Annotated in this window: 29 protein-coding genes and 2 tRNA genes; 15 read left to right on the forward strand and 16 right to left on the reverse strand. The window is 52.1% G+C overall.

Going from position 1 to position 23,128, the window contains the following annotated elements; all coding sequences use genetic code 11:
* Positions 1–86 precede the first annotated feature (86 nt).
* From mtnC to PMIT1303_RS05265, 4 genes are read right to left on the reverse strand one after another with little or no spacing between them, the layout of a single operon-like run.
* On the reverse strand, positions 87–824 hold the full coding sequence (gene mtnC, locus PMIT1303_RS05250; protein ID WP_063397820.1) for an acireductone synthase: 738 nt from the start codon (positions 822–824) through the stop codon (positions 87–89).
* Positions 821–1,444, reverse strand: coding sequence for a methylthioribulose 1-phosphate dehydratase (gene mtnB, locus PMIT1303_RS05255; protein ID WP_063397821.1), 624 nt, complete (start codon positions 1,442–1,444; stop codon positions 821–823). The genes mtnC and mtnB overlap by 4 nt, the downstream gene beginning before the upstream one ends.
* A 12-nt stretch (positions 1,445–1,456) precedes the next feature.
* Entirely contained in the window at positions 1,457–2,332 is an 876-nt protein-coding gene (locus tag PMIT1303_RS05260; RefSeq protein ID WP_063397822.1) for a DNA-formamidopyrimidine glycosylase, read from the reverse strand.
* A 5-nt stretch (positions 2,333–2,337) separates the two neighbouring features.
* On the reverse strand, positions 2,338–2,544 hold the full coding sequence (locus PMIT1303_RS05265) for a photosystem I reaction center subunit IV (protein ID WP_011129566.1): 207 nt from the start codon (positions 2,542–2,544) through the stop codon (positions 2,338–2,340).
* Between the two features lie 130 nt (positions 2,545–2,674).
* Here PMIT1303_RS05265 and PMIT1303_RS05270 point away from each other — a divergent pair, with 130 nt between their 5' ends.
* Both PMIT1303_RS05270 and PMIT1303_RS05275 read left to right on the forward strand, forming a co-directional pair.
* Entirely contained in the window at positions 2,675–3,715 is a 1,041-nt protein-coding gene (locus tag PMIT1303_RS05270) for a hypothetical protein (RefSeq protein WP_011129567.1), read from the forward strand.
* A 62-nt stretch (positions 3,716–3,777) separates the two neighbouring features.
* A complete protein-coding gene (locus PMIT1303_RS05275; protein ID WP_063397823.1) occupies positions 3,778–5,271 on the forward strand; it encodes an ATP-dependent DNA helicase RecQ in 1,494 nt (497 codons plus the stop codon).
* Positions 5,272–5,289: 18 nt separating this feature from the next.
* On the opposite strand, the gene PMIT1303_RS05280 is transcribed toward PMIT1303_RS05275, so the two are convergent.
* The 3 genes from PMIT1303_RS05280 to PMIT1303_RS13295 all read right to left on the reverse strand — a co-directional run bounded on the left by PMIT1303_RS05280 (position 5,290) and on the right by PMIT1303_RS13295 (position 8,369).
* Complete coding sequence (locus PMIT1303_RS05280) at positions 5,290–6,723, reverse strand: LysM peptidoglycan-binding domain-containing protein (RefSeq protein WP_063397824.1); 1,434 nt, start codon at positions 6,721–6,723, stop codon at positions 5,290–5,292.
* 100 nt (positions 6,724–6,823) lie between these two features.
* Positions 6,824–8,203: an aldehyde dehydrogenase family protein gene (locus PMIT1303_RS05285; RefSeq protein ID WP_063397825.1), complete on the reverse strand. Its 1,380-nt coding sequence runs from the start codon at positions 8,201–8,203 to the stop codon at positions 6,824–6,826.
* Positions 8,204–8,228: 25 nt separating this feature from the next.
* On the reverse strand, positions 8,229–8,369 hold the full coding sequence (locus PMIT1303_RS13295) for a hypothetical protein (protein ID WP_197459774.1): 141 nt from the start codon (positions 8,367–8,369) through the stop codon (positions 8,229–8,231).
* Between the two features lie 40 nt (positions 8,370–8,409).
* Here PMIT1303_RS13295 and PMIT1303_RS05290 point away from each other — a divergent pair, with 40 nt between their 5' ends.
* A complete protein-coding gene (locus PMIT1303_RS05290; RefSeq protein ID WP_074159204.1) occupies positions 8,410–9,861 on the forward strand; it encodes a glycoside hydrolase family 13 protein in 1,452 nt (483 codons plus the stop codon).
* An 18-nt stretch (positions 9,862–9,879) separates the two neighbouring features.
* Here the strand turns inward: PMIT1303_RS05290 and PMIT1303_RS05295 are convergent, their stop codons facing one another.
* The 3 genes from PMIT1303_RS05295 to PMIT1303_RS05305 form a co-directional block, all read right to left on the reverse strand.
* Positions 9,880–11,274: a sodium:alanine symporter family protein gene (locus tag PMIT1303_RS05295; RefSeq protein ID WP_063397900.1), complete on the reverse strand. Its 1,395-nt coding sequence runs from the start codon at positions 11,272–11,274 to the stop codon at positions 9,880–9,882.
* A gap of 102 nt (positions 11,275–11,376) precedes the next feature.
* On the reverse strand, positions 11,377–11,691 hold the full coding sequence (locus tag PMIT1303_RS05300) for a hypothetical protein (RefSeq protein WP_063397826.1): 315 nt from the start codon (positions 11,689–11,691) through the stop codon (positions 11,377–11,379).
* Positions 11,670–11,957: a hypothetical protein gene (locus tag PMIT1303_RS05305; RefSeq protein WP_156486908.1), complete on the reverse strand. Its 288-nt coding sequence runs from the start codon at positions 11,955–11,957 to the stop codon at positions 11,670–11,672. Before PMIT1303_RS05305 ends, PMIT1303_RS05300 begins: the two co-directional genes overlap by 22 nt.
* Positions 11,958–12,282: 325 nt before the next feature.
* Between PMIT1303_RS05305 and PMIT1303_RS05310 the strand changes: the two genes are divergently transcribed.
* The 3 genes from PMIT1303_RS05310 (at position 12,283) to PMIT1303_RS05320 (ending at position 13,292) form a co-directional block, all read left to right on the forward strand.
* The gene (locus PMIT1303_RS05310; RefSeq protein WP_011826774.1) at positions 12,283–12,510 is read left to right on the forward strand and encodes a hypothetical protein; all 228 of its coding nucleotides are present in this window, start codon (positions 12,283–12,285) and stop codon (positions 12,508–12,510) included.
* 130 nt (positions 12,511–12,640) lie between these two features.
* The gene (locus tag PMIT1303_RS13975; protein WP_231901346.1) at positions 12,641–12,973 is read left to right on the forward strand and encodes a hypothetical protein; all 333 of its coding nucleotides are present in this window, start codon (positions 12,641–12,643) and stop codon (positions 12,971–12,973) included.
* Complete coding sequence (locus PMIT1303_RS05320) at positions 12,933–13,292, forward strand: DUF1651 domain-containing protein (protein ID WP_369818708.1); 360 nt, start codon at positions 12,933–12,935, stop codon at positions 13,290–13,292. The genes PMIT1303_RS13975 and PMIT1303_RS05320 overlap by 41 nt, the downstream gene beginning before the upstream one ends.
* A 169-nt stretch (positions 13,293–13,461) precedes the next feature.
* On the opposite strand, the gene PMIT1303_RS05325 is transcribed toward PMIT1303_RS05320, so the two are convergent.
* The 3 genes from PMIT1303_RS05325 to PMIT1303_RS14220 all read right to left on the reverse strand — a co-directional run bounded on the left by PMIT1303_RS05325 (position 13,462) and on the right by PMIT1303_RS14220 (position 13,710).
* Positions 13,462–13,533 (reverse strand) — tRNA-Thr (locus PMIT1303_RS05325).
* 10 nt (positions 13,534–13,543) lie between these two features.
* Positions 13,544–13,625 (reverse strand) — tRNA-Tyr (locus PMIT1303_RS05330).
* Complete coding sequence (locus PMIT1303_RS14220) at positions 13,588–13,710, reverse strand: hypothetical protein (protein ID WP_255327626.1); 123 nt, start codon at positions 13,708–13,710, stop codon at positions 13,588–13,590. Before PMIT1303_RS14220 ends, PMIT1303_RS05330 begins: the two co-directional genes overlap by 38 nt.
* Positions 13,711–13,734: 24 nt before the next feature.
* Here PMIT1303_RS14220 and aroQ point away from each other — a divergent pair, with 24 nt between their 5' ends.
* Positions 13,735–14,184: a type II 3-dehydroquinate dehydratase gene (aroQ, locus tag PMIT1303_RS05335; RefSeq protein WP_036910749.1), complete on the forward strand. Its 450-nt coding sequence runs from the start codon at positions 13,735–13,737 to the stop codon at positions 14,182–14,184.
* Positions 14,181–14,795, forward strand: a complete 615-nt coding sequence (locus PMIT1303_RS05340) for a tRNA-(ms[2]io[6]A)-hydroxylase (protein WP_063397828.1) — start codon at positions 14,181–14,183, stop codon at positions 14,793–14,795. The genes aroQ and PMIT1303_RS05340 overlap by 4 nt, the downstream gene beginning before the upstream one ends.
* Positions 14,796–14,809: 14 nt before the next feature.
* Here PMIT1303_RS05340 and PMIT1303_RS05345 read toward each other — a convergent pair whose 3' ends face one another.
* Positions 14,810–15,367, reverse strand: coding sequence for an acireductone dioxygenase (locus tag PMIT1303_RS05345; RefSeq protein ID WP_063397829.1), 558 nt, complete (start codon positions 15,365–15,367; stop codon positions 14,810–14,812).
* Between the two features lie 62 nt (positions 15,368–15,429).
* Between PMIT1303_RS05345 and cobI the strand changes: the two genes are divergently transcribed.
* Entirely contained in the window at positions 15,430–16,194 is a 765-nt protein-coding gene (cobI, locus tag PMIT1303_RS05350) for a precorrin-2 C(20)-methyltransferase (RefSeq protein WP_063397830.1), read from the forward strand.
* The gene (locus tag PMIT1303_RS05355) at positions 16,194–16,844 is read left to right on the forward strand and encodes a DUF4079 domain-containing protein (RefSeq protein WP_063397831.1); all 651 of its coding nucleotides are present in this window, start codon (positions 16,194–16,196) and stop codon (positions 16,842–16,844) included. Before cobI ends, PMIT1303_RS05355 begins: the two co-directional genes overlap by 1 nt.
* 120 nt (positions 16,845–16,964) lie before the next feature.
* Here PMIT1303_RS05355 and dusB read toward each other — a convergent pair whose 3' ends face one another.
* Positions 16,965–17,975 carry a tRNA dihydrouridine synthase DusB gene (gene dusB / locus PMIT1303_RS05360; RefSeq protein ID WP_063397832.1) on the reverse strand — a complete coding sequence of 337 codons (1,011 nt, stop codon included), beginning with the start codon at positions 17,973–17,975 and terminating at the stop codon, positions 16,965–16,967.
* A 302-nt stretch (positions 17,976–18,277) separates the two neighbouring features.
* On the opposite strand from dusB, the gene PMIT1303_RS05365 reads away from it, so the two are divergent.
* Positions 18,278–18,682, forward strand: coding sequence for a DUF1824 family protein (locus PMIT1303_RS05365; protein WP_063397833.1), 405 nt, complete (start codon positions 18,278–18,280; stop codon positions 18,680–18,682).
* A gap of 304 nt (positions 18,683–18,986) precedes the next feature.
* Here PMIT1303_RS05365 and PMIT1303_RS05370 read toward each other — a convergent pair whose 3' ends face one another.
* Entirely contained in the window at positions 18,987–19,217 is a 231-nt protein-coding gene (locus PMIT1303_RS05370; protein ID WP_063397834.1) for a Nif11-like leader peptide family natural product precursor, read from the reverse strand.
* A gap of 403 nt (positions 19,218–19,620) precedes the next feature.
* Here PMIT1303_RS05370 and PMIT1303_RS05375 point away from each other — a divergent pair, with 403 nt between their 5' ends.
* From PMIT1303_RS05375 to PMIT1303_RS05390, 4 genes are all read left to right on the forward strand, one after another.
* The gene (locus tag PMIT1303_RS05375; protein WP_063397835.1) at positions 19,621–19,941 is read left to right on the forward strand and encodes a hypothetical protein; all 321 of its coding nucleotides are present in this window, start codon (positions 19,621–19,623) and stop codon (positions 19,939–19,941) included.
* A gap of 136 nt (positions 19,942–20,077) precedes the next feature.
* Positions 20,078–20,284: a hypothetical protein gene (locus PMIT1303_RS05380; RefSeq protein ID WP_063397836.1), complete on the forward strand. Its 207-nt coding sequence runs from the start codon at positions 20,078–20,080 to the stop codon at positions 20,282–20,284.
* 53 nt (positions 20,285–20,337) lie between these two features.
* Positions 20,338–22,512 carry a leucine-rich repeat protein gene (locus PMIT1303_RS13055; protein ID WP_255359758.1) on the forward strand — a complete coding sequence of 725 codons (2,175 nt, stop codon included), beginning with the start codon at positions 20,338–20,340 and terminating at the stop codon, positions 22,510–22,512.
* A gap of 95 nt (positions 22,513–22,607) precedes the next feature.
* On the forward strand, positions 22,608–23,078 hold the full coding sequence (locus PMIT1303_RS05390) for a DUF1823 family protein (RefSeq protein WP_156486909.1): 471 nt from the start codon (positions 22,608–22,610) through the stop codon (positions 23,076–23,078).
* Positions 23,079–23,128: the final 50 nt, after the last annotated feature.

Here is a 23,128-nt window from a genome sequence, read left to right on the forward strand (position 1 = left end):
CATCAATCTTGCGAAAGAGTTGTTGATTTACCAAGAAAAAGCCACCCCTGCGGGTGGCTTTTTTGATGTGCAAGTCAGTGTGATTTTTAAAGAAGATAATCAAATAGACACCAGAGCTCTTTGATTGCTTTGTGATCATGTGGATCTTGCTCTGGATTGCCTTCCCTAAGACTGAATAAAACACTCATGCCTGCTTTTTCTGCGGCATTACATTCTGCGTAGCTATCACTGACAAAAAGCACCTTTTTTACGGGAATGTTCATGGCTATGGAGATATCACTATAACTTTTGCTCTCTTTTTTGTTGCCAGTACGAGTATCAAACCAGTGGCTAAATAGTTCTGTTTGATCTCCGTCAGCCGTGTGTCTGTAGAGGAGCTTTTGAGCTGATATGCTGCCTGATGAATATACAGCAAGTACATAATCTTGTTGTTTTAGTTTGCTGAGTGCCTCGATAGTTTCTGGGTAGAGCGAAGAGCAGAGATCCCCTTTCTCGTAACCCTCTCGCCAGATCCTGCCTTGTAGATCTTTTAAAGCACTAGACTTGCGATCAATTGTTATTAGATGGTGAAGGTAACTGCAGATGTTCACGATTTCGCTGCTGTTCTCCATTAGTGCTTTGCTTAGAAGATCTTTGCTGCTCGCATCCGTATCAGCTTGCCATTCGCGCCAAGCTTCATCTATGAGAGATTGAATCTCATTGTTTTCTCTGTGTTCATATAAAAATCCTTCTAGATGGGTATAAGCGTAAGGATAGAGAGTATCGCTGACAAAACTTGTGGGGCATGTGGTGCCTTCAATATCCAGCAAGATGTGAGTGATCACGATTTTTGTCTGGCTATAAGTTGTTCACGCCAGCAGAGCTCTAGTAGGAACTCCAAGATTTCTACATGACGTCTTGCTTCGTTTAGGCTCTCCCCCCAAGCGTATAAACCGTGCCCTGCGACCAGTAGTCCATAGGGTGCATCATTGACCAGTTTGCCTGCTGCTTGGCTTAATTTGGCTAGGTTTTGGTTGTTCAATAGGATTGGCAGAGTGATTGATGTGGAATGGCTGTTAATCCCTTTCAGCCCTTTCAGCATTTCCCAGCCCTCAATTGTTATTTTCCCAGTATTTTTATAGTAGTTCGATAGCCATGTTGCTGTCATTGAGTGTGTGTGCAGTACGGCCTTGGCGTTGGTCTGCTCGATGATTTTTAAATGCATATCTGTTTCAGCACTAGCTCTACCTTCCCCTTTAATCACGTTACCCGAGCTGTTGACTTCAATGAGTTCGTCTGCCTCGATATTTCTTTTCTCAATGCCGCTAGGTGCCATCAATAATCTCAATGGCGTTTTTTGTAGCACTAGGCTGAAATTACCTCCAGTCCCATCACACCAACCGCGTTGATGGAAATCGCGAATGGTGTCGCTTAGAGATTGCCGCTGTTGCTGTGAATCGAACATTTTTGCCAGGATTCATCTTTGGCAATTGGGGCACCAGTGGGTGCCACGACCGCAGAGGCTTTCACGGCGGATTGGCGTGCTGCATATCCGGCAGGCTTGGCCTCCTCTGCGATACACCCAGGCTTGACCACCGTAGTTGCCGTTAATGCCTTCCAGATCTCTGAAGTCGCTGAAGGTTGTTCCTCCAGCACCGATGCTCACTCTGAGGACTTCCGTGAGGCAGTCGCATAAGCGTTCAAGTTCAACCTTCTTTAATTGACCTGATGGAGTGTGGGGACGGATTCTCGCGGCAAAAAGGCTTTCATCGGTATAGATGTTGCCTGCCCCTGCCACTATGGATTGATCCAAAAGTGCTGACTTGATTGGTCGTTTCGAACCCTTCAAGCGTTTGCTTAGGTAAGAGGAATTGAAGGCGCTGCTGAATGGCTCTGGCCCAAGTTTTTGCAGCCCTGTGATGATTGTTTCCGGGGCGTTGCCAGGTGGAACCCACCACATTTGTCCGAAGCTGCGGGTGTCAACGAAGCGAAGTTCCTCACCTTTTTTATTCCAGATGCGTACGCGTGTATGCGGGCAGGGTGAACTGATGGCCTCATGCCATTGAAATTGCCCTGTCATGCGCAGGTGAACGCCCCACCATCCACCATCAGGATCTGGTTCTGAATCAGCTGATGGCTGGGCAAAATCATGATGTAAAGACGCCATCAAGTACTTGCCGCGTCTTAACCATGAGCCCACGTGCATGCCGCAGAGCATCTTGATGAATAGGACAGAACCTCCAGGGCTTGCTATTGCTCGTTCTCGGCAAACCTCAATCTGGTCGATCTGAAAATCAATAAGACGGTCTGCCAATCCGCGGCGGACCGTCTCAACTTCAGGTAATTCCGGCAAACGCCTTAGGCGCGATCGAGTTCTGATTCAGCAAAGCTGTTGGTGAGGTTGCCGTTATCGGTACCTTGCATGCCGAAGTAGTTCGTTTTCTCGAAGCGAACCAGGACCCCATATTTGCCGGTGGTGTCGACAGAGGCCACTGTGCCCACTTCATTGTGCCAGTAGCTCTCCTCGCGCCTGATGCGAACTTTGTCGCCTTTTGAGATCGCCATCGCTGCGCAGGTATTGAATTCACCCACAAGACTATCTCCGTGAGTGTGTGAGTTGACTCATGCGTCACAGAATGTCGCCCCTTGGGGTGTAGGCCATGGCAGCATCCAGCCTTAAGTCAGGTGTGTTTTGGTGAGTTCGTCCGTTGCTCTTGATCCTCCTGCTATTGAGCTGGATCTGCCCGATCCGGAGCAGGACGACATCAGCACTATGGAGTTTCTTGCTCGACTCGAGCAAGCCTGGGCCTTGTGCGATCGCTTTGATTTGCAAACAGAGATTTGGCGGGGGCGAATCCTTAGGGCAGTTCGGGATCGTGAGAAGCGGGGTGGTGAGGGGCGTGGTGCTGGCTTTTTGCAGTGGTTGCGTGAACGGGAGATCAGTAAGACCCGTGCTTATGCCCTGATTCAGCTGGCTGATTCGGCTGAGAACTTGCTGGCAGAAGGAATGCTGGAGGAGAGCAGCGTGAATCAATTCTCTAAAAGGGCCTTCATGGAAACGACGCAGGCTGTTCCAGAAGTGCAGATGATGATTTCCGAGGCAGCGAATGAAGGTCAAGAGATCACTCGCAAGCAGGTTCGCCGACTGACGGATGAGTTCACGTCTGCCACAAGCCCCCTGTTGCCGGAGGAGATCCGCCAGCGCACGCAGGAGAATCTTTTGCCTCCCAAGGTTGTGGCTCCTCTGGTAAGGGAGCTGGCAAAACTGCCGGAGCTTCAGCAGGAAGACCTCAGGCGAGCTTTGCGGGAGGAACCTGAACTGGATTGCATTAAGGATGTAACCAGCACAGCACGCTGGATCAGTAAGACCACAGAGGCCAGCGAGGCGGTGAGGGCTTTCCAGCAAGGTGAACTCAACCTGGAGAAGGCCATGCATGAGGCTCAGCGTCTTGATGCCTTGGGTTTGCTTGCAGATGCTGTCTCTCAGGCTCAGTCTTTAGAAGCCTCCGTTCTGAAGCTGCATACGGCCTGGCGACGATTGGGGGGGTTACAGGAACGCCTTTGGGTGGAAAGTGGCAGCAGTACCCCTTATCTCCGCGATGTTTTGGGTGCTTTGCAGAGCCTTAGCGGGGCAACCTTGAGGGTGTCGCTTGGGGAGTTGGCGGGAGGGAAACGGGTTCGCTTGCAGCTGGTGGAGGAGGCTCCTGACCAGCTAGAGCCGCCGCCGCTGCCTTGAGTTCGAGATCGTGCCATCAGGCTTGGCTCTCGTTATCTTGAGGGCGCTATTGGTGGTGTGAAGTGGATCCACTGATCGAGGCACTGCACCATCACTATGGCTGGGATGGTTTCAGGCCTGGTCAACGTCCTGTGGTGGAAGCGATTCTTGCGGGTCAGGATGTTCTGGCGGTGCTGCCCACCGGTGGTGGTAAATCGCTTTGTTATCAGCTGCCAGCGCTGTTGCGTGATGGTCTGGTGGTGGTGATCTCTCCCTTGGTGGCTTTGATGGAGGATCAGGTCATGCAGCTGCAACGGCGGGGGATTGCCGCCGCTTGTTTGCATGCTGGCCTGGATCCGTCGCGCCGTCGCGATGCGCTGGTTCGCCTGCGAGAAGAGCGCTTGCGTTTGCTTTATCTGGCTCCCGAGAGGTTGCAGGGTGAGGCCACGCGGCAATTGATCGAGGACACAGCTGCGCAGGGAAAGTTGGTGGCACTAGCTGTTGATGAGGCCCATTGCATCAGTGCTTGGGGCCATGATTTCCGGCCTGATTACCGTCGCCTGGGGCAGGTGCGCCGTCTCTGCCCAGGTGTGCCTGTGGTTGCTCTCAGTGCTACTGCGGCTCCAAGGGTGCGTGCCGACATCATCCGCCTCTTGGCTCTTCGTCGGCCGTTGGTGCAGGTTTGCTCGGCCCGGCGCAATAATCTGCACTACGCCATGCGGAGGCGATCGAGAGATCCCTTGCCTGATGTGCTTGAGGCGTTAGGGAAATCAAGAGGGGCGAGTTTGATCTATGCCCGAACGCGTCGCTCTGTGGAGCAATGGGCAGAGCGGTTGCAGGCGGAGGATGTTGCGGCTACTGCTTATCACGCCGGGCTTGCCCCGGAGGTGCGCCAGCAGGCGCTGGCTGACTTCCTAGATCAAGACCAGCCTGTGCTGGTGGCCACGGTGGCCTTTGGCATGGGTGTAGATCGCAGCGATGTGGGATTGGTTCTGCATTTGAATCTGCCTGCAACGCCGGAGGGCTATTTGCAGGAGTCTGGCCGGGCCGGGCGTGATGGACTGCCGGCCGATTGCTTGGTGTTGTTTTCTCCTGGTGATCGCACCAGCCTTGGTTGGGCGATGCATGCTTCCGCTCGCCGTTGTGCTGATGAGAACGCTACGCAGGAGATTCAGATGCGGTTGGAGCTAGCGCAGCAACAGTTGCGGCGTATCGAGGCGGTAGCAGAAGGGGAGTTTTGCTTGGAACAAGGGCTCTTGCTTGCCGTTGGTGAATTGGTGCCGCCTTGTGGTCGCTGCGATCGCTGTCAGCAGACTGCCCGCCGCCGTGATTGGTCTGAGCAAGCCTTTGCTGTGCTTGAGGTGCTCGAAGATCGCAAGGGCATGAATCTTCGCAGTCTCAGTGAAAGCCTTTCGTCCACTACAGGCCGCAAGCAAGAGCGTTGGGGTTGGTTGGCTCGCAGGTTGGTGCAGGAAGAGCTGATTACGGAGAGCAATGATGGCGTCCAGCGGCTCTATTTACGTGAGAGCGGTCGGCGCTTTTTACGCCAACCCTGGCCGCTGCACTATGCGGCCTGAGTGCAGCCCTCGATGCATTTAGCCGCCTTTGGCTTTGCAGAGATCCTTGACAAGATCATGCTCAAAGCGCTGCTGTGGAGCACCCCAAGTTTTCCAAGATCCATTCGTGCCGGTGGTATTGATCTTGCGCGCTGGGCAGTTCACAGCCAGATAAAGGGCTTTGCCATCTTTGTTGAGGGTTGGGGCCACGTAGCTTCCTCCCATGAACTTCCAATTGGCCCAGTCCACTTGAAGTGAACCGTAAGTGCGCCATTGCGTTTGCGAAGGCTTGGCAGCAACTTGCTGGGTGGATTTGGGCTTGGGTTGTGGTTTTGCAGCAGGCTTGCTCGTGGACTTAACGGTTGGTTTAACGGTGGTTTTTGCAGTCGGTTTGATGGCAACTGCCGTGGTGGATTTTGGCTTGGGTTGTGGTTTTAAAGCAGGCTTGGTGGTGGATTTAACAGTTGGTTTAACGGTGGTTGTTGTAGTCGGTTTGATGGCAACTGCAGTGGTGGATTTTGGCTTGGTTGTTGTTGATGGTTTGACCCGTAGTGCGAGTTTGCTGCCGACTAATAACTTGTTGGGATTGTTGATGCCATTGATCTTGATCAGGGTTGCTACAGGGATTTGATAAGCCCCAGCGATTTGGTTCAATGTTTGCCCTCGAGCCACGGTGTGGGAGGTGGCATTTGGATTTGCCTGAATGGCTACAGGTTTGCGCTTTGCTGCTGCTTTGGGTTTGGGAACGACAGCCCCTTGGGGCAGTTTCAGAGTTTGGCCACGTTCGACATAGTTGGCATTGGCAAGGCCATTGAGGGCCACGAGATCCTGTTGGCGAACTCGGTAGCGGGCCGCAATGGTGCTGAGGGTTTCGCCACTGCGTACCGTGTGGCGATTGGCGCCAGCTCTGACTGTGCCTGATGAGCTGCCTGGCAGTTTGAGGGTCTGGCCGATGAATAAGGTATCTGCATTGGCAAGGCCATTGAGAGCGACGAGATCCTGTTGGCGAACTCGGTAGCGGGCAGCAATGATGCTGAGGGTTTCGCCACTGCGTACCGTGTGACGACTGGCGCCAACTCTGATTGCCCCGGAAGCACCTCCCGGTAATTTCAACGTTTGGCCGATATATAAATTGTTGGCATTGCTCAGACCATTGAGGGCGATGAGATCCTGCTGGCGCACTCGGTAGCGAACAGCAATGGTGCTGAGGGTCTCGCCACTTCGTACCGTGTGACGGCTTGCTCCAGCCGTGACTGTGCCTGATGCGCTACCTGGCAGTTTGAGGGTCTGGCCGATGAAGAGGTTGTCTGCATTGGCTAGGCCGTTCAGCCGCATCAAGGCCCGAAGGGATACCTGATATCGCGCTGCGATTTCCGAAAGGGTGTCACCGGGTCTCACTGTGACGCTGGCACCCCAGGATGGCAGCGGTAGAAGTGTTGTCAGGGCTAGAGCGCTAACAATGATCCGGCGCATCAATCTCTCTCTACAGCTTGGTGAAAGATAAGCTGCCTCCGCAGATGCGCTAGCCCTTTTCAAGCATCCCGAAATGATGCCCTTGCAAAAAGCGGCTTGATTATCCCAGCACCTTTTTGAGCAACGTCAGATTGGCCTTGTAGGGGGGGTAGCGCAATTTGAGATCTAGCCAGAAGGGGCGACGTAAGACAGACTTTTGATGGGAAAAGGTTTCGAAACCAGCCAGGCCGTGATAACGCCCCATGCCACTGGCCCCGACTCCACCAAAGGGCAGCTCAGGAATGCCTACATGCATCACCACATCGTTGAAACAAACTCCGCCTGAGCTGGTTGTGTTGAGGAGCTGTTGTTGGTCGGCATGTGTTCCGCCAAAGAGATAGAGGGCCAGGGGCTTTGGTTGTTGTCGGACCTCAGCGAGAGCTTGATCAAGGTTGGCTACGCTGATAACAGGCAGCAGTGGGCCGAAGAGCTCTTCCTCCATCAGCGGATCGTCGCGCTTGTCTACGTCAATCAGAGTGGGAGCGATGCGTCTTTGATCGGGGTCAATTTGTCCGCCTGAGAGCACCTTGCCGCGCTGCTTTGCTTGATCAAGCAAGTGTTGTAGTCGCTGGAAATGACGATCGTTGATGATTTTTGCGAGGTGGGGTGATCGCAGCGGAGCGCCTCCATAGAGCTCAGTAATGGCTCCTTTCATCGCCTGCAGTAGAGGCTGTTTGAGTTGTTCTTGGATAAGTAGATGGTCTGGGGCGATGCAGGTTTGACCAGCATTGAGGCCCTTCCCCCATACCAATCGCCTAGCCGTGACCAAGAGATCGGCGCCATCAATCACGATGGCTGGGCTTTTCCCTCCTAGCTCCAGGGTCACCGGAGTGAGATGTTCGGCGGCAGCAGCCATCACTTTCTGGCCGATGGCGCCGCTGCCTGTAAAGAAGATGTGATCAAAGGGTTGCTTGATCAGTGCCGCTGCAATGGCCCCATCCCCCTCGATCACCTGTACGACCTCGCTGGAGAAATGTTGAGGGATCAAATGGGCGATCAGTCGAGAGGTGGCAGGGGCATGCTCGGAAGGTTTGAGCACTGCTGTATTGCCTGCTGCCAGAGCACTAATCAGTGGTTGGAGGGTTAGAGAGAAGGGGTAATTCCAGGGGCCGATGATCAGAACGCAACCCAGGGGGTCGAGGATCACCTCGGCTTGACCTGGCTGATGGGCTAAAGGCACTCGTACGTGCCTGGGTTGCATCCAGCGGCTGAGCTGCCCTTGAGCCAGTTTGAGCTCTCCACGCAGCGCGATCAGCTCAAACAATGCCTCGGTTGGTGGTTTGCCTAGATCCGTTGCCAGGGCATCAAGCACCTCGTCTTGGTGCTTTTCGATGAGGACCTCAATTTGCTTGAGTTGCCGTCTGCGCCAGGCTTCTGGTCTTGTGAGGCCCGAAATGACTGGCTTGCGCAGTTCACTCAGCAGAAAATTCTCAGGGAGCAAGGTCTGACACCATTGTTACTAGTGTCTAGGTGTCTAGCAGTGGTGCCGGCGCTGTTGGCGGATGGGCACAAGCGTTGGCGATCAGTTGACCTGCGGGGTTGAAGACGGCGGCCCTGGAGCTACTGGTGCTCTGAGCGTGAGCCAGGCTTAGGAGCTGATCATCCATGGCTGTTCTCTTGTTCAAGTGCTAGCGGTGGGATCTTGATATGCAATGGGGCATGCAGCAGATCGATGGGCTGTCCAACACTCCCCGCTGGGTTGCCCAGGCGGTGGTGTATCAGATCTTCCCTGATCGTTTTCGTTGTAGTGGCCGTGTCTTAGCTCATCAGCATTTGGCTTTGCGCTGCTGGGGAAGTGACCCTTCTGAGCAGGGTTTTCAGGGGGGAGATCTCTACGGGGTGATCGAGGGCCTTGATCATCTCCAGGCGCTTGGTATCAGTTGCCTTTACTTGACACCCGTCTTTAGCTCTGCCGCTAACCATCGCTATCACGCTTATGACTACTTGCAGGTGGATCCGCTTCTCGGTGGCAATGCAGCGCTAGAGGCTTTGATTGAGGCGGTGCATCGCCGCGGGATGCGCATCATTTTGGATGGCGTGTTTAATCATTGTGGTCGCGGGTTCTGGGCTTTTCATCATCTTTTGGAAAATGGTGAGGCTTCGCCCTATCGCGATTGGTTTGAGGTGCGGCAATGGCCGCTTCATCCCTATCCACGGCGTGGGCAGGATTGTGGTTACAGCTGCTGGTGGAACGATCCAGCCTTGCCAAAGTTCAATCATGCCCATGCCCCTGTGCGTGAGTATTTGATTGCTGTGGCCCGCTATTGGCTCGAGCAGGGAATCGATGGTTGGCGACTTGACGTTGCTGATGAGGTGCCTGCTGAGTTTTGGCTGGAGTTTCGGCAAATGGTTAAGGCAGTGAATCCAGACGCTTGGATCTTGGCTGAGATCTGGGGTGATGCGAGACCGTGGCTACAGGGGCAGCACTTTGATGGGGTGATGAATTATCGGATGGGTTGGAGCAGCCTTTGCTGGGTTGCTGGTAAGCGATTACGCCGTCGGTATCGCAATCCTGCCTATCCCCTTGACCCTCTGAGTGGGGAGGCTTTTGTTGAGCTATTGGCAACAACGCTGGGTTGGTATCGACCTGAAGTGAACCGCAGCCAGTTGAACCTGCTTGATAGCCACGATGTGCCGAGAGCTCTGCACACACTTCAGGGTGATCTTGCGGCGTTGAAGTTGGCCTTGCTGTTGCTGTTTTTGCAACCAGGGGCGCCTTGCATCTACTACGGCACAGAGGCGGGTTTGCAGGGTGGCCCTGAACCCGGTTGCCGCGAAGGGTTCCCTTGGCATACGCCTTGGCCTGCAGACCTGCGCGATTTCATTCAGTCGTTGAGTGATCTGCGCCAACGTTGCCCAGCGTTGGCTGATGGCGGTTTGCAATGGCAACCGCTTGGAGCTGATGCACTTCATGCTTGGTGGATGCAGCCAGAGCCAACCACAACGCAAAGGGAGACGTCGATTCAGGTGTGGGTCAATCGCAGTCGAAGGTCATGGTTGCCGACGAAAGGCTCATCGACAGATCCTCTATGGCTGGAAGGAGCATTTGAATGCAATGGCTGGGGATTAGGCCCTCAATCAGCAGTGGTGTTTCACTGATCAAGATCACCTCTACGTTTAGCCCTCTTCAAATCGGTAGTTTTTGGAGAGGCGGAAGACAGTGCCTGAGAGCAGCACCAGTGCGATCAAGTTAGGAATCGCCATCAGACCATTAAGTGTGTCAGCGACGTCCCACACCACGCCGCGATTGCCTGCAACAGCGCCAATGACAACTACAGCGACCCACACCAGGCGGAAGGGAAGAATGGCTTGCACCCCAAAGAGATATTCAGTGCAGCGTTCGCTGTAAAAGCCCCAGCCAAGAACTGTTGTTAGGGCAAACACCACGAGGCCAGCAGTCACGACCCAACCTGAGCCTGCAAGGCCACTGTTGAAGGCAGCGATTGACAGATCAGAGCCTGACTCACCACCCAAATAGGCACCGGTGGTGATGATCACCAGAGCCGTCATTGTGCAGATGATCAACGTATCGATGAAGGTTCCAAGCATGGCGATAGTGCCCTGACGGACTGGGTCATTGGTGTTGGCGGCAGCGTGAGCGATAGGCGCACTACCGAGACCAGCCTCATTGGAGAAGATGCCGCGCTTGAAGCCCATCAGGATCACTTGGGTCAACGTGCCGCTGGCAGCGGCTTCTCCTGTGAAGGCATTGGAGAAGATCGTTGAGAACGCTGCTGGCACTTCGCTGATGTTGCTGAGAATGATGACCAGGCAAGCAATCACATAAAACAACGACATCAAAGGAACGATGGCGGATGCAGCCTGGGCGATTCGTTTGATGCCGCCAATAATGACTCCAAAGACAAGCACTCCAAGCACGACACCCGTTAAAAGCCGAGGGATGCCGATCGTGGCTAAGGCACTGGAGACCTCAAACGATTGCACGCCATTGCCAATGCCAAAGCCCGCCAGCATTCCAAACAGGGCAAAGAATCCGCCCAGCCAGGCCCAGTTTGGACCTAGGCCATTGCGGATGTAGTACATCGGACCACCGACATGATTGCCGAGGGGGTCCACTTCGCGGAAGTGAATTGCAAGTAAGGCTTCGGCGTACTTGGTGGCAATACCAAAAATGGCAATGAGCCACATCCAGAACACCGCCCCAGGGCCGCCCATGGCGATCGCAACAGCGACACCGGCGATGTTGCCCGTGCCGATCGTGGCCGCCATCGAGGTCATCAGTGCCTGGAATGGACTGATTTCGCCCTCGCTAGAGGAGGTTGGATTGCGAAGCAGCATGCGCACGCCATAGGGGATGCGCAGTAAGGGCATAAAGCCCAGCCCAACCATCAGCAAGATGCCGGTGCCTGCAATCAGGATGACTGTGGGCCAACCCCAGGCAAAGCCGTTGATCGGATTATTGATGGCCTCGACGGCGTCTTCCAGCCCGCTTGGGAACTGTCCGAGTTGTAAGGATAAATTCGTCAAGAGCGACGCTGGAAACACATCCATTTTTGCAAAGGCTCTCAAAGATGGTGTCAGAGGCTCCTGCTGACGGCAATGTTCGTATCAGGCTGCCTTTGAGGTTGTTACATCAGCAGTAGAAAGCGTTGTTTAAAGGTTGGTCCTTTTCGTCTTGCTTTGGAGGGTGGTGGTGAGCACAGTATTTAGTTGTGGTCCATCCCAGGTTCTTTCTGTTTGTCGCTTCAGCTTTAAGAGCGTCTTAGATCCTTCCTCATCCCTATTGAAGGACAGAGCAGTGCTTGACGGTTGATACACACTGTTCCCGCTATCGGTTGCGGCGATGTCGAAGCAGCTTGTACCGGCAATGGAGTCATAACTGTCGCTGCTGTCTGAATCTTGCTCAAGACTGCTTGCAGCAGAGTTATTTTCAATAGAGCGACTTGTCAGCAGAGCTTGAGCCAGCAAGGCTTAACTCTGTAGAGGTTGCTGCGATGGACGATGCTGCTGAAGGTGTTGTTGTCGTTGCAGGACTGTCTAGTGGCATTGCAGTAGACGTTGTTGCTACTTCCAGCCTTTCTAGATCGGCGTAGTGGTGTGATTGAATTTTCAAAGAAATGATCAATGCCTACTTGCTTGGTTGCGATATCTAAATTAATGTCGACATTTATTGAGGAGACGGGGATCGAGAAGGGGCTGATCGCTAGAGGCGTGAATGCGTCATGGCTGCGCATGAAATGTTGCTTGTAGCTGATGGATTCAATGTTTGGCAGATGTGACGTCTTGCGCCAACTTTGCTCTTGAAAGTCAGTCAAGGCTTCGCTAGGTGCGTCCTCTGGTAGCTGTTGTGATCGGGGGCTCCTCTCGTCTTGTTTGCTTCTTCTATGACCGTCCGCTCAGATGAGTTTGAGCAATGAAATAATGAAAAAAAGGAACCATTGAACAATGGAATAATGTGACAACGCTTGCATATTGATCACGTTCCATAGGGTTGGCAGCGCTTTAAAAAAGAGCTCCTCGCTTTCTTAAGCTGGCATTGACTTCCCAGGAGCCAATGAAATGGAGACACTGAAAAGCGTTGTGCTTCCTGTGGTTACGGCAGCTGCTCTGCTAATAGCTGCTTTGTCTCTTGCTTTTATTGCCTTCAGTTTGGCGCCTGTCGCGCACTGGGCAAATAATCAAAACATCTGTGTTGAACAAGAAATCACGAAGTCGAAGGCTCCTATTTCCTGGGGTGTGAGGAAGTGCAATGGCCGCTCAAAGGTTTATCAAGTGCAGCCAACTTGATTTTGCGGGGGCCTGTTGGAAGGCCCCCTGAGCCACAACGGGTCTCCATCGTGCCCGTATCCCATTTGTGCAAGAAGAGATCTAGTGGCTTTCCCTAGCAATAACCCAAGGCTTTTGGGATGTCATTGGGGTGAACCAGACAGTGCTTTTACTTGACTTGGTTGATTATCAAGAGCCTTTTGAGCGAACTAGCAAGGCTGGGCTCGCCTGTGGATTGCTGCCCTTGAGGTTGCATCGCAAGAGGTATTGGGTAGAAAGCAGATCAGCATGCAGTCCAGCCACCATGTCTTTGATCGAGCGTTGGGATGCGATGAGCGACGAAACAAAGGCAATCGTCAAGAAATTCGGTGCGTTCTCTCTGCTTCTCTTTGTTGCTCTCTCGGTTCTTAGAGCCCTTGTGCCTTTGGCGATCATTGCCGCGGGTGGCTATTGGGCCTACAAGGAGTTGGCGAAGAGGGCTTGACGCACTCCCTATTCCTGAAGTAATACATGTTTACTACCGAGGGGGCGCTATGGGTGGCAGTTCAGCATGTGAGCCAGAAGGTTGGTTGATTGATCCAAACAAGCACTGGTCCCTTCGCTTCCATCGCGATCAAAAGTCTTGGCGGAGCGATCTGTTTGTGTTTATGGATAAAGGGCGAGCAATGCCTGACGGGTCTCCTGCCTTGCTCAAAAGCAGGAGGCATTTACCGAAGCGTGATGCCGTTGAAATCTGGAACAAGTTGAGGGCAGATGGATGGCACCGTGTGGAACCGCAATGGGGGCTTGGCTTAGACCCTTGAGACATCAAGAACAAACCTGAACATCTCGACCTAAAAACCTGCTACCTGGTTGAAAGATCTTGACAACAGGAGATGGGTTTTATTTCTCTCAATCGCCTGCCTCGGCACAACAAAAGAGACTTTTGAGGCTTCTTGACTGCCCTTGGATTTCCGTAGGTCTCGGGTTCAATGCCCTCGCCGGGATTTGAACCCGGGACCTCTCCCTTACCAAGGGAGTGCTCTACCACTGAGCTACAAGGGCATGTGGAAGGTGGGCCGGGTTGGATTTGAACCAACGTAGGCAGAGCCAGCGGATTTACAGTCCGCCCCCATTAACCACTCGGGCACCGACCCGAACCACACCTGCTGACATTACCAGCAGATCGCACCTTTGTGGCTGAATGTCTGGGAAGGTCTTGTGGGGATCGATACGATCCATTCACCCCCTTCATGCTTCAGGGCCATGCGACTGCTGCTGCTCAACGGCCCCAATCTCAACCTTCTGGGTCAACGAGAGCCTGGTGTTTATGGAGTCATGACGTTGAAAGCGATTGAGGCAGACCTGCTCGCTCAGGCGGAGGCAGAAGCGGTTCAGCTTGAGTGTTTCCAGAGCAACTTTGAAGGTGCTTTGGTGGATCGCATCCATCAAGCCATCGGCCAGGTGCAAGGAATCCTGATCAATGCTGGGGCCTATACCCACACCTCGATTGCTTTACGGGATGCTCTGCTCGGAGCAGCGATTCCATACGTGGAGTTGCATCTCAGCAATACCCATGCCCGTGAGGGCTTCCGGCATCACTCTTATCTCGCTGATCGCGCTGTGGGTGTGGTGAGCGGTTTTGGGGCATTGAGCTATCGCCTTGCTTTGGAAGGGCTGCTGGCTCATTTGCGTCAGCAGCAGCAGGCCCTATGAGTGCTCTTGCTGCTGCTAAGACATCAAACGCCACGATCAAATGGCTGGCGGCTCCCACCAGTGATGCTTGGTTGGAGCAGGCGATTGCTCATCCGCTCGAGCTGCTGATTGATCACGCTCATTGCGAGCGCAAGGCGGCGGGTGCCGTCGTGCAATTGATGTTCCGCTACTTGTGTGAGCCTGGGCTCGGAGAAGTTCTCAGCCCCTTGGCAAGAGAGGAGCTGGAGCATTTTGAGCGTGTGCTCACGTTGCTTAAGGCCAGAGGGCGGTATCTGGAGCCTCTGGCTGCACCCCCTTATGGCGCAGTGTTGGCCAAACAGATCCGTAGGGATGAACCGCAGCGCATGCTTGATAGCTTTCTGGTAGCAGGCCTGATCGAAGCCCGTAGCCATGAACGCATGTCGTTGCTTGCCACCCACCTAGCTGATCTGGAGTTGCGTCAGCTCTATGCAGATCTCCTGGCGAGTGAGGCGCGTCATTTCGGCCTCTATTGGAGGCTCTGTGAGCAGCGATTTCAGCGTGAGCTGATCATTGCTCGTTTGCAGGAGTTGGCAGCGGTGGAGGCAGGGATCCTCGCCAACTTGCATCCTCAGCCGCGCATGCATAGCTGAAGCCAACTTCAGCCTCATGGCAGCTTGGCGAATCTCTCGGAGATGGCATCCCCTGTGAAGCTTGCAATCCAGCCTTCTGGGTTATCGAAGAAGCGCACAGCACAAAACTGTGGCTTGCTGCCCATATCGAACCAATGGCGAGTTCCGGCAGGCACGTTGATGCAGTCGTTTTGTTCGCACAGCACTTGCAGCACTTCAGCGCCGATGTGCAAGCAGAACAAACCACGGCCTTCTACAAAGAAGCGAACCTCGTCTTCGGCATGGGTGTGTTCGGCTAAGAATTTTTGGCGCAGCGCTTCACGATCGGGGTGGTCTGGCGTGATTCGGATTGCATCCACCGTGGGGTAACGGCCATCAGCCTGCATTCGGGCGATCTCGACGGCGTAGGCCGTCAGGATGTCGGCTTCGCTTGAGTTCTGATTGAGCTTGACTTTGGCTGGCCAACGCTGGAATGCAATGCCCCGTTTGGCCAGCTCGGCTTTGATCACTGCAGGATCATCGCTCTCCAATAAGGGTTCCGCCGGGCTTGTGGCGTTGGTGCTGCCTTCGGGGTGGATGCTGAGGCGACTCATTCCCAGAGGTTTAAGGGGTCTTTGCAGCCATCTTGATCGTGGCGTCTTAGAACGACGGCTGAATGTTTCGTTCGGCTTTGTCGAGCCCTGCTGTTTCAACTACAGCTCTCACCTTGGTCGGGGTGGGCCCTGGTGATCCTGCCCTGTTGACACTGGCTGCCATTGAGGCGATTGAAGCGGCCACTGTTGTGGCCTATCCCGTGGCACGGCAAGGGGGTGAAGGGATGGCGGCGAGCATTGCCTCGCGATGGATTCGTGCTGAGCAACGCCAATTGCCATTGCTTTTTCCCATGGTGGCTGCAGCTGAACCACGCCAGCAGGCTTGGCGAGAGGCCAGTGATCAACTCGCAGCTGCCGTGGCTGAAGGAGAGCGAGTGGTGGTGCTTTGTCAGGGGGATGTTTCCCTGTTTGCCACAAGCTCTTACATCTTGCTGGCTCTAAAGAAGCATCATCCTGATTGCCAGGTTCGGCTTATCCCAGGGGTCACGGCCGTTGCAGCCGCCGCTGCTGCAGGTGCCTGGCCCTTGGCGATGCAGCAGGAACAACTTTTGCTTTTGCCGACCCCAGATCAATCCAGCGAGCTCGAGGTTCTACTAGAGGATGCGGCTGGTAAGGGGCGTGTGCTGGCGTTGCTCAAGTTGGCGCACCGCTGGGCCTGGGTGAGGCCCATGCTCGAAGAGCGGAATTTATTGCAATCAGCACTGTTTGCCCAGCATTTGGGCTGGCCCGATCAGCAGGTGTTGCAGGCCAGCGAGGTGCCCGCAACAGCTAGGCCCTATTTTTCGTTGTTGTTGGTGCGACAAGGCTGGCCGGAGGTGATGCCCTGATGTCGAGTGCTCTCTCTTTGACCCCCATGCAATGGCTGGGCTTATTGCACCCCGTGCTGATCATTTTGTTTGTCTATCCAGTGGTGGGTGCCACGATTCGGCTTGGCACTTTGGCTCGCGAGCGGCGCTTGCAGATCAATCCGCTGCCTGCCTCGGTGCCTGTGGAACATGCCGAGCATGGCCGCTGGGTTGCCGGAGGGGTGTTGGTGGCAGTGTTAATCGCCTTTTTTCATAGCTATTTGGCCGCTTGGTTCGAGGCGGCGCCCGGGGGTTTGGCTGGGGTTGGCCGACTCGTGGCCTTGGCCTTTGCAGAGTTGGGCACTGTGGTGATCTACCTCCGTCTCCTCAAGGTGAGGCGCCCTGCTGCGCGTGCGCTGTTGGGCCTCGCTTGCTGGTTGGCATTGCTGCTGCTGGGAGCACAACCGGAGATCAATCGCCTCACAGACAACCCTTTCGATGCAGACTTTTGGCGCTCCCACTACTGGAGCGGTGTGTTACTGAGCGGGTTGTTACTTGCATCGGTGGCAGCCAAACCTGAGATTGCTCGTCATCTCTCGATGCGACGACTGCATGTCTACGCCAACGTGTTGGTAGCTGTATTGCTTGCAGTGCAGGCGATTACAGGTACACGTAATCTCTTAGCAGCTTGAGCAGGCCATTGATCGCAACTGGATGATGAGCCGTTAAGTTGATGACGGCGATTGATTCGTGATATTGGCTGGGTGATTGGATGTGGCTTGGTAGCGGCTTGATCGCAACTTGAGGCTGGATTAGGAGTTGGTCGCTTCTGGCCATGCCGTTATGAGTTCTGCGCTGGCTTGCTCTAACAGTGATATGGCATCCGTTGGCGTTGGTGCACGCATCAGGGCATGGCGCAGTTTTGATGCGCCGGGGAAGCCGCTACAAGTCCATCCCATGTGTTTACGGGCAATCAAGAGGCCATGTTCCCCCTTTGCTTGGACCAGCGCTTCAAGTTGTTCGCGAGCAATGGTGAGTCGCTCTGCCGCTCCAGGCGTTGCAGGCACTGGGCGGCCCGATAGTGCTGCATCGATTTGACCCACAAGCCATGGCGCTCCCAGCGAGCCTCTGCCCACCATCACGCCATCGGCTCCAGTGATCGCCAGGCAGCGCTTGGCATCCATGTCGCTCTTGACATCGCCATTGGCAATCACGGGGATTTGCAGTGCGCTTTTGACGGCAGCGATGGCGTGCCAATCAGCTGAGCCTTTGAAGCCTTGCTCTCGAGTTCGAGCATGCAATGTCAACATCTGGGCGCCGGCCTGCTCGAGTGATTGGCACCATTCAATTGGTTTTGCATCGCTGCCACACCAGCCCAGCCTTGTCTTCACGGTGACTGGGATTTTGACCGCTGCAGCAACAGTGCTCACGATTTTTGCCGCCAGTTGTGGGTCACGGATCAGACCAGAGCCACCGCCTTTGCGTGCAATCTTGCGCACAGGACAGCCCATGTTGATGTCGATCAGGAAGGCACCAGCAGCCTCTGCTCGCTGTGCAGCATCGGCCATTGCTTCTGGGCGGTGATCGAACAATTGCACGCCAATGGGCCCGGCTTCATTGGCGAGTTCGTCGATTTTCTGTAGGCCGTGGCCCAGCTCCAGGCTGGTGGCATTGACCATTTCTGTGAATAACAATGCATCTGGCGCCCAGCGCCGAACCAGGCATCGGAAGATCTGATCACTCACGCCTGCAAGGGGCGATTGCAGCACTCTGCAGCGCAGTGCCCTTGTTTTTCCCCTGCCGGGCAGGCTGAGTTCAGGCACAATGTTGATGATCAGAGTGATCGGATCAATATCCTAGAGAGAATGGCCTCTCTTCATTCAAGGGAGCGTTCTCTAAAAATAAGAATTTTTGGTTTTCGTATCATTGATGGTGGGCTAAATGAGGTGTGAGAATGAGTTTGTTGGAGAAGCTTTCGCTTGCTATCGTGGGAGAAAAATTGGATTGCAAGTATAACTTTGGCTTTTTGGGAAGTCATTTTTGCTTGTCAAAGACCATCATGTCTCCACATCCTTGATGGCGGGGCTATGCTATAATTATTACAAGAATATGTAGCCTTTGTGACATGTCTGAGCTGGTGATTAAGTCATTAAAGGATCTCGATGGTCTCCGTTCGGCTCCTGATCTTGATGCGACACAATCGAAGCATTTGCTTGATCAGCTTTGTGCCTCTATGGACGATGCTGATTGGTTCACAGTGGGAATCATGGCCCCTTCTTCTAGCTTGGCAATTTTTGTTTTAAGAGAGATGGAATCTCGTTTTAATTGGGCTGCCATGAATGTCGTTGATAAGCCTGCTGGCGAAGGGCCTGTCTTTCTGAAGGCCAATCAAAAGACCGGTGATATCCATGTACGCATCGAGCATGGCTTAGGTGAAGGTGTCTTGCTCAGTTGCCAACATAACAATGAAGAAAAAGAAGCAGATACCCTAGGCCCTTTCCCATTGGACTTTTTTAAAATCAAGGATTGAACTTGTTCTGATGTTGAATTAAATTCCTTCGATTTTTGATCAACAGAAGGGATGCACGATTGCACGACTAGCAAATTAGAGAAATGAGCCTTTATAATTTGCCTAAACGTTTTTTGTAATGCCTCTTCCCTTCTTTTTCGATGTCCCCGTTTCGTATTTTTACTATCTATTGGCGGGTACGCTGCTGGGCTTTGTCTTATTAATTGCTTTTATCTTCTTTAAAGTCAAGCAAACTCGTTCCTGAACGCTGTATTTGTGATTACTGCCCTTTTCTCTTTGCTGCTGCTAAAATTTGATTTGGTATTCATCCGTTCATTTCTTTTCTATAGCCACTGCTGAAATATCCACGCTCATCATGTGAAAGCTCTGTGCCTGAGTATTCAAAGATGCCTTTTTCTAAATCTTCCATCGTGACCGTATAACCAGCCGCTTTGGCAAGCATCAATACATCCGTTCCTTCGGTTTTTAGCTTCTGCTCTAAAGATGGGCACGCACGCAGCATGGTCATGAATGCTTTGAGATGTGCTTCAGACATACCGTCTTTTGGTAGTTAAGCTGCATCATCGTATCGATGAATTTAAATTGATCAAGTGCCAATCGTGGAGTATTTGGCTTTACTGATGTTGGCTGTGGCGAGCGATTGATTGGGTTAATGAGCCCTTATTGCTTGCCTAGCTTTTCCCGATTTTGCCGATGGCTTGCCTCTCAATCTCGATTACTCTTGACAGTAAACCTAAAATAAAATTTATGCTTGATTCTCTGAATGCTTCTACCCTGCTTGTCGTTGGTGGGATGGCAACCTTGATGTTGCTTTATGGTGGTTTCATCCTGTTTAAGATACGCCAGCGCACTCCTTAGCAAGCATCGCTCGCTTTGATTACAGGCAATAAGGATCTTGGCTGTTTGGTTTTGATGTTGTTAAGGCGATGATGTGACGCATGGCTGTGGTTGCCCCAGCCCACAATTTTGATGTTTATATCCTTATTGATAGCCTTTGTGAGGTTTTAGTCGTGGCATGTCTCGATGACTGGGTAGACGATGACAGCAACAACCAAAGGCGCATCAACATTCATTCAGGCAAGAATGAACCTCAGCTGCTAGAGCTTTCGCCTGCTCAGATCAGCATGCGCTTGAAAGCCGGTGTGCCAGTTCCAGTTCATGCAGCTAATATCAACACCAGCATGAAATACATCGAAGACCATCACTTCCACTGCAGAGAAGATGAGGTAACAGATCTATCCACTCAAGCCAGAAAATAAATAAAGCGGTAGAAGATTATCTTGATTTGATTGATTAGATCATTCATTCATCGTCATGAGCTCGTTGAAAGTAATCAAAGACTATATGTAATAGTATGAAAAAATGGTATCATGCGTCCACCTTTTTATTGGGTCTATGGGCCAGCAGATCTCTCCAAATCCAAACCCCGCAGAAAACGCTGATGGTACCTTGCATTATCTATTTCCTGAAGATGGTGATTATAACTCTATAGTCTTTCAAGACATCGGGCATATAAAAAACGAGGGTGTGATGCTGAACAACAACGACGGCGGCAGACTGTACAACTTTGAGAGCAGCACGCTGATCAACAGCGGCACCTAAAAAGTCTGCGCGTCAGGTACCAATCATTGGCTCTCTGGGTAGTGGCGTAAATCATTTGCCTTTGCTACCAATGTACTAAAACCCCTAGCATCCAAGTGACAGTACTCACCACGGCAATAGCCACAGCACTTATCAAAAAGCAAGGCCTTAATGTTTTCATCCCCAGTGAATACACATCTATTGCCCCTAACGCATTTTCGTCTGCCGAACGCGGGTATTCTCTGACTGGAGTTAACATTCCAACCAGCATTACCTCGATTGGTGTAGGTGCATTTGCTAATTGTAATTTGTCGAATATTGTTATTCCTTCCAGCATTACCTCGATTGCAAAACAAGTATTTCAGGGCAATAATTTCACGAGTGTTGTAATTCCAGATAGCGTCACCTCGATTGGGGAAGCGGCATTTGCTTCTTGTCCTGTCTCTAGTGTTGTAATTCCAGATAGCGTCACTTCGATTGGTGTAGGTGCATTTACTGACAACCAATTGACGAGTGTTGTAATTCCAGATAGCGTCACCTCGCTTGGTAATGGGGCATTTTTTGACAACCAATTGACGAGTGTTGTCATTCCTGGCAGCATTGACTCGATTAGTGTAGGTACATTTTGTAAGAATAAATTAGAGCGTGTTGTTGTTCCATTAAGTGTCAATCTTGCTCCCGGGTCTTTTGATGAAAGTATAGAGTATTACGGAAAACTGTTCCGAGGAACACAGATTACTCCAATATCAAATCCACCTAACAACAGCTTTTCTACAAATCCTGATTCTTATAATAGCGTGGACTTCTATGTAAATAATGGCGAGATTAAAATCCCACTAGCGCTAAAAAATATTGGTCAAATTACTAACAATTATCTAATCACACTTTTGGGCGGCCAATTCACTAATGGCAATGATGATTATAAAAATAATCCTGGCACATTGGACAACAAAGGCACGATAACTGTGTCTTCATATGCAGAAAAGGCTTCGGCTATTTTGGCTAATAATGAAAATTCCACGCTAATTAGTAGTGGTGTGATAATTAACAATCCTGGCGGCGAGATCTCTAATACTGGAACGATCTCTAACTCTGGGTCTATTGACAATTGGGGCGTGATCTCTAACTCTGTGGAAACGGATGGGTCTATTGGGACGATTGCTAATGTTGGCGGGGAAAAAGCATTAAATAATAACGGTAGAATAGAGAATGCAGGTATATTTAACAATGGGTCTTATGAAGACGAAGTGGGCGTTACTGCAGGCACTCTTAATAATAACAAAGAGTTCATCAATACGGGGAAAGTTTACAATTACAGCGCCTTTGTTAACGACGGCAACATTGACACTACTAAGGGAACATTTACAAACTTAAAAGGAGGTGTTCTGAGTGGCACTGGGACTCATGAAGGAGATATAATTAATGACAAAGGCGGGGCGCTGAGCCCAGGCAGTTCCTCCGGTGGTTATCTCATCGACGGCAACCTGTTTCAAAAGGATGGCAGCATTAACGAAATAGAACTAGGTGGAACATATCACGGTGATGGCGATCGTACCGCTACCGAACACGACTGGATTGAAATTACTGGCGATATGGAACTGGCTGGAACACTAAATGTTTCATTGATTGATGGTTTCACACTATCTGCTGGTGATTCATTCGTGATCATGAAAGTCGATGGTGATTTATCTGGTGAATATGATGGCCTCAATGAAGGCGATTCAGTAGGCAGATTTAAAAGTGATAATGGAGGCACCCTTGAGCTCTTCGTGACTTGTCAAGGTGGTGATGGTAATGACATTGAGCTTTATACCAAGTCTTTCTTAGGTGTTCTTCCTGAGAGCTTGAGAGATCCAAGAATGATTGGTTCTGATGCTGATGATTCCTTAACTGGAACATCTGCAGATGAAGTGATCTTTGGTGCTAGTGGTGATGATGTTTTGTTAGGGGGCGCTGGAGATGATCAAGTTACTGGAGGAAATGGTAATGACAAGCTATATGGTGGTTTCGGTGATGACATTCTCAAAGGTGATCGAGGCGCTGATACCTACAAGCTGAGTCGTGGTGATGATGAGATTATCGGCTTTTCATTCGCTGACAACGATCGCATCTGTGTAGCAGATGGAGTTGAGCTTTCCTTGACGCAAGTTGGTGATGATCTATTGCTCACAGCAGATGGTATTCACACCACCCTGCTTGATGTTGATAAGGGTGAGTTTCTCGCTGCTGATGTGATTGACTACATCTGATAGAAGAAACCTTGGCCTGGTTCCACATACAATGATTGTGACCGGTGAAATTGGCTTTGCTTCTCATTTAAGTCTTGAATTGCTCTGAAATTTCTTTGCACAATCCGTCTCTAACTTGGCCTCTTAGTCGGGCTCTATTAATCCAGATTCTCGAAGATCGTCTGAGCGATCGGTTTGTTGCCGAATTGATCTGGGAGCGGCTTGGCTATCAACCCAGTGCTGATTCAACTTCCCTTTGGTCTGCCGGGCCCCAAACACCGCAGCCCTGGCGTGATGCCTTCCCCACTGCCCCGCCTGTGATTGCGCAGCGGCCGGCAGCTGTACAGCTCACCCGCTCGATCGCAAAAGAACACAAACAGCTGTTAAAGCAGCAGCTTGATTTCGCTGGCTATCGCATTGATCAGCTCTACCCTCGTCGCACCCGTCGTGCCGCGGCTGTGAATTGGTTGCTGGCCTGGTTGGCGCAACGGGGAGATGCTCTTCCCGCCGAAGGACCCTTGCCGCAACCTCTTGACCCTCCGCTTGACCCCGTTAAAGGGCATCCTGGCGATCCGATTGTTGAGTGAACCCTGATTGCAGAGCTGCATCACCCCGTCTCGGTTTGATGCCTCTGTAG

Origin of the sequence: Prochlorococcus sp. MIT 1303, from assembly GCF_001631965.1 — a bacterium.
In the GTDB taxonomy this organism is placed as follows: domain Bacteria; phylum Cyanobacteriota; class Cyanobacteriia; order PCC-6307; family Cyanobiaceae; genus Prochlorococcus; species Prochlorococcus marinus_D.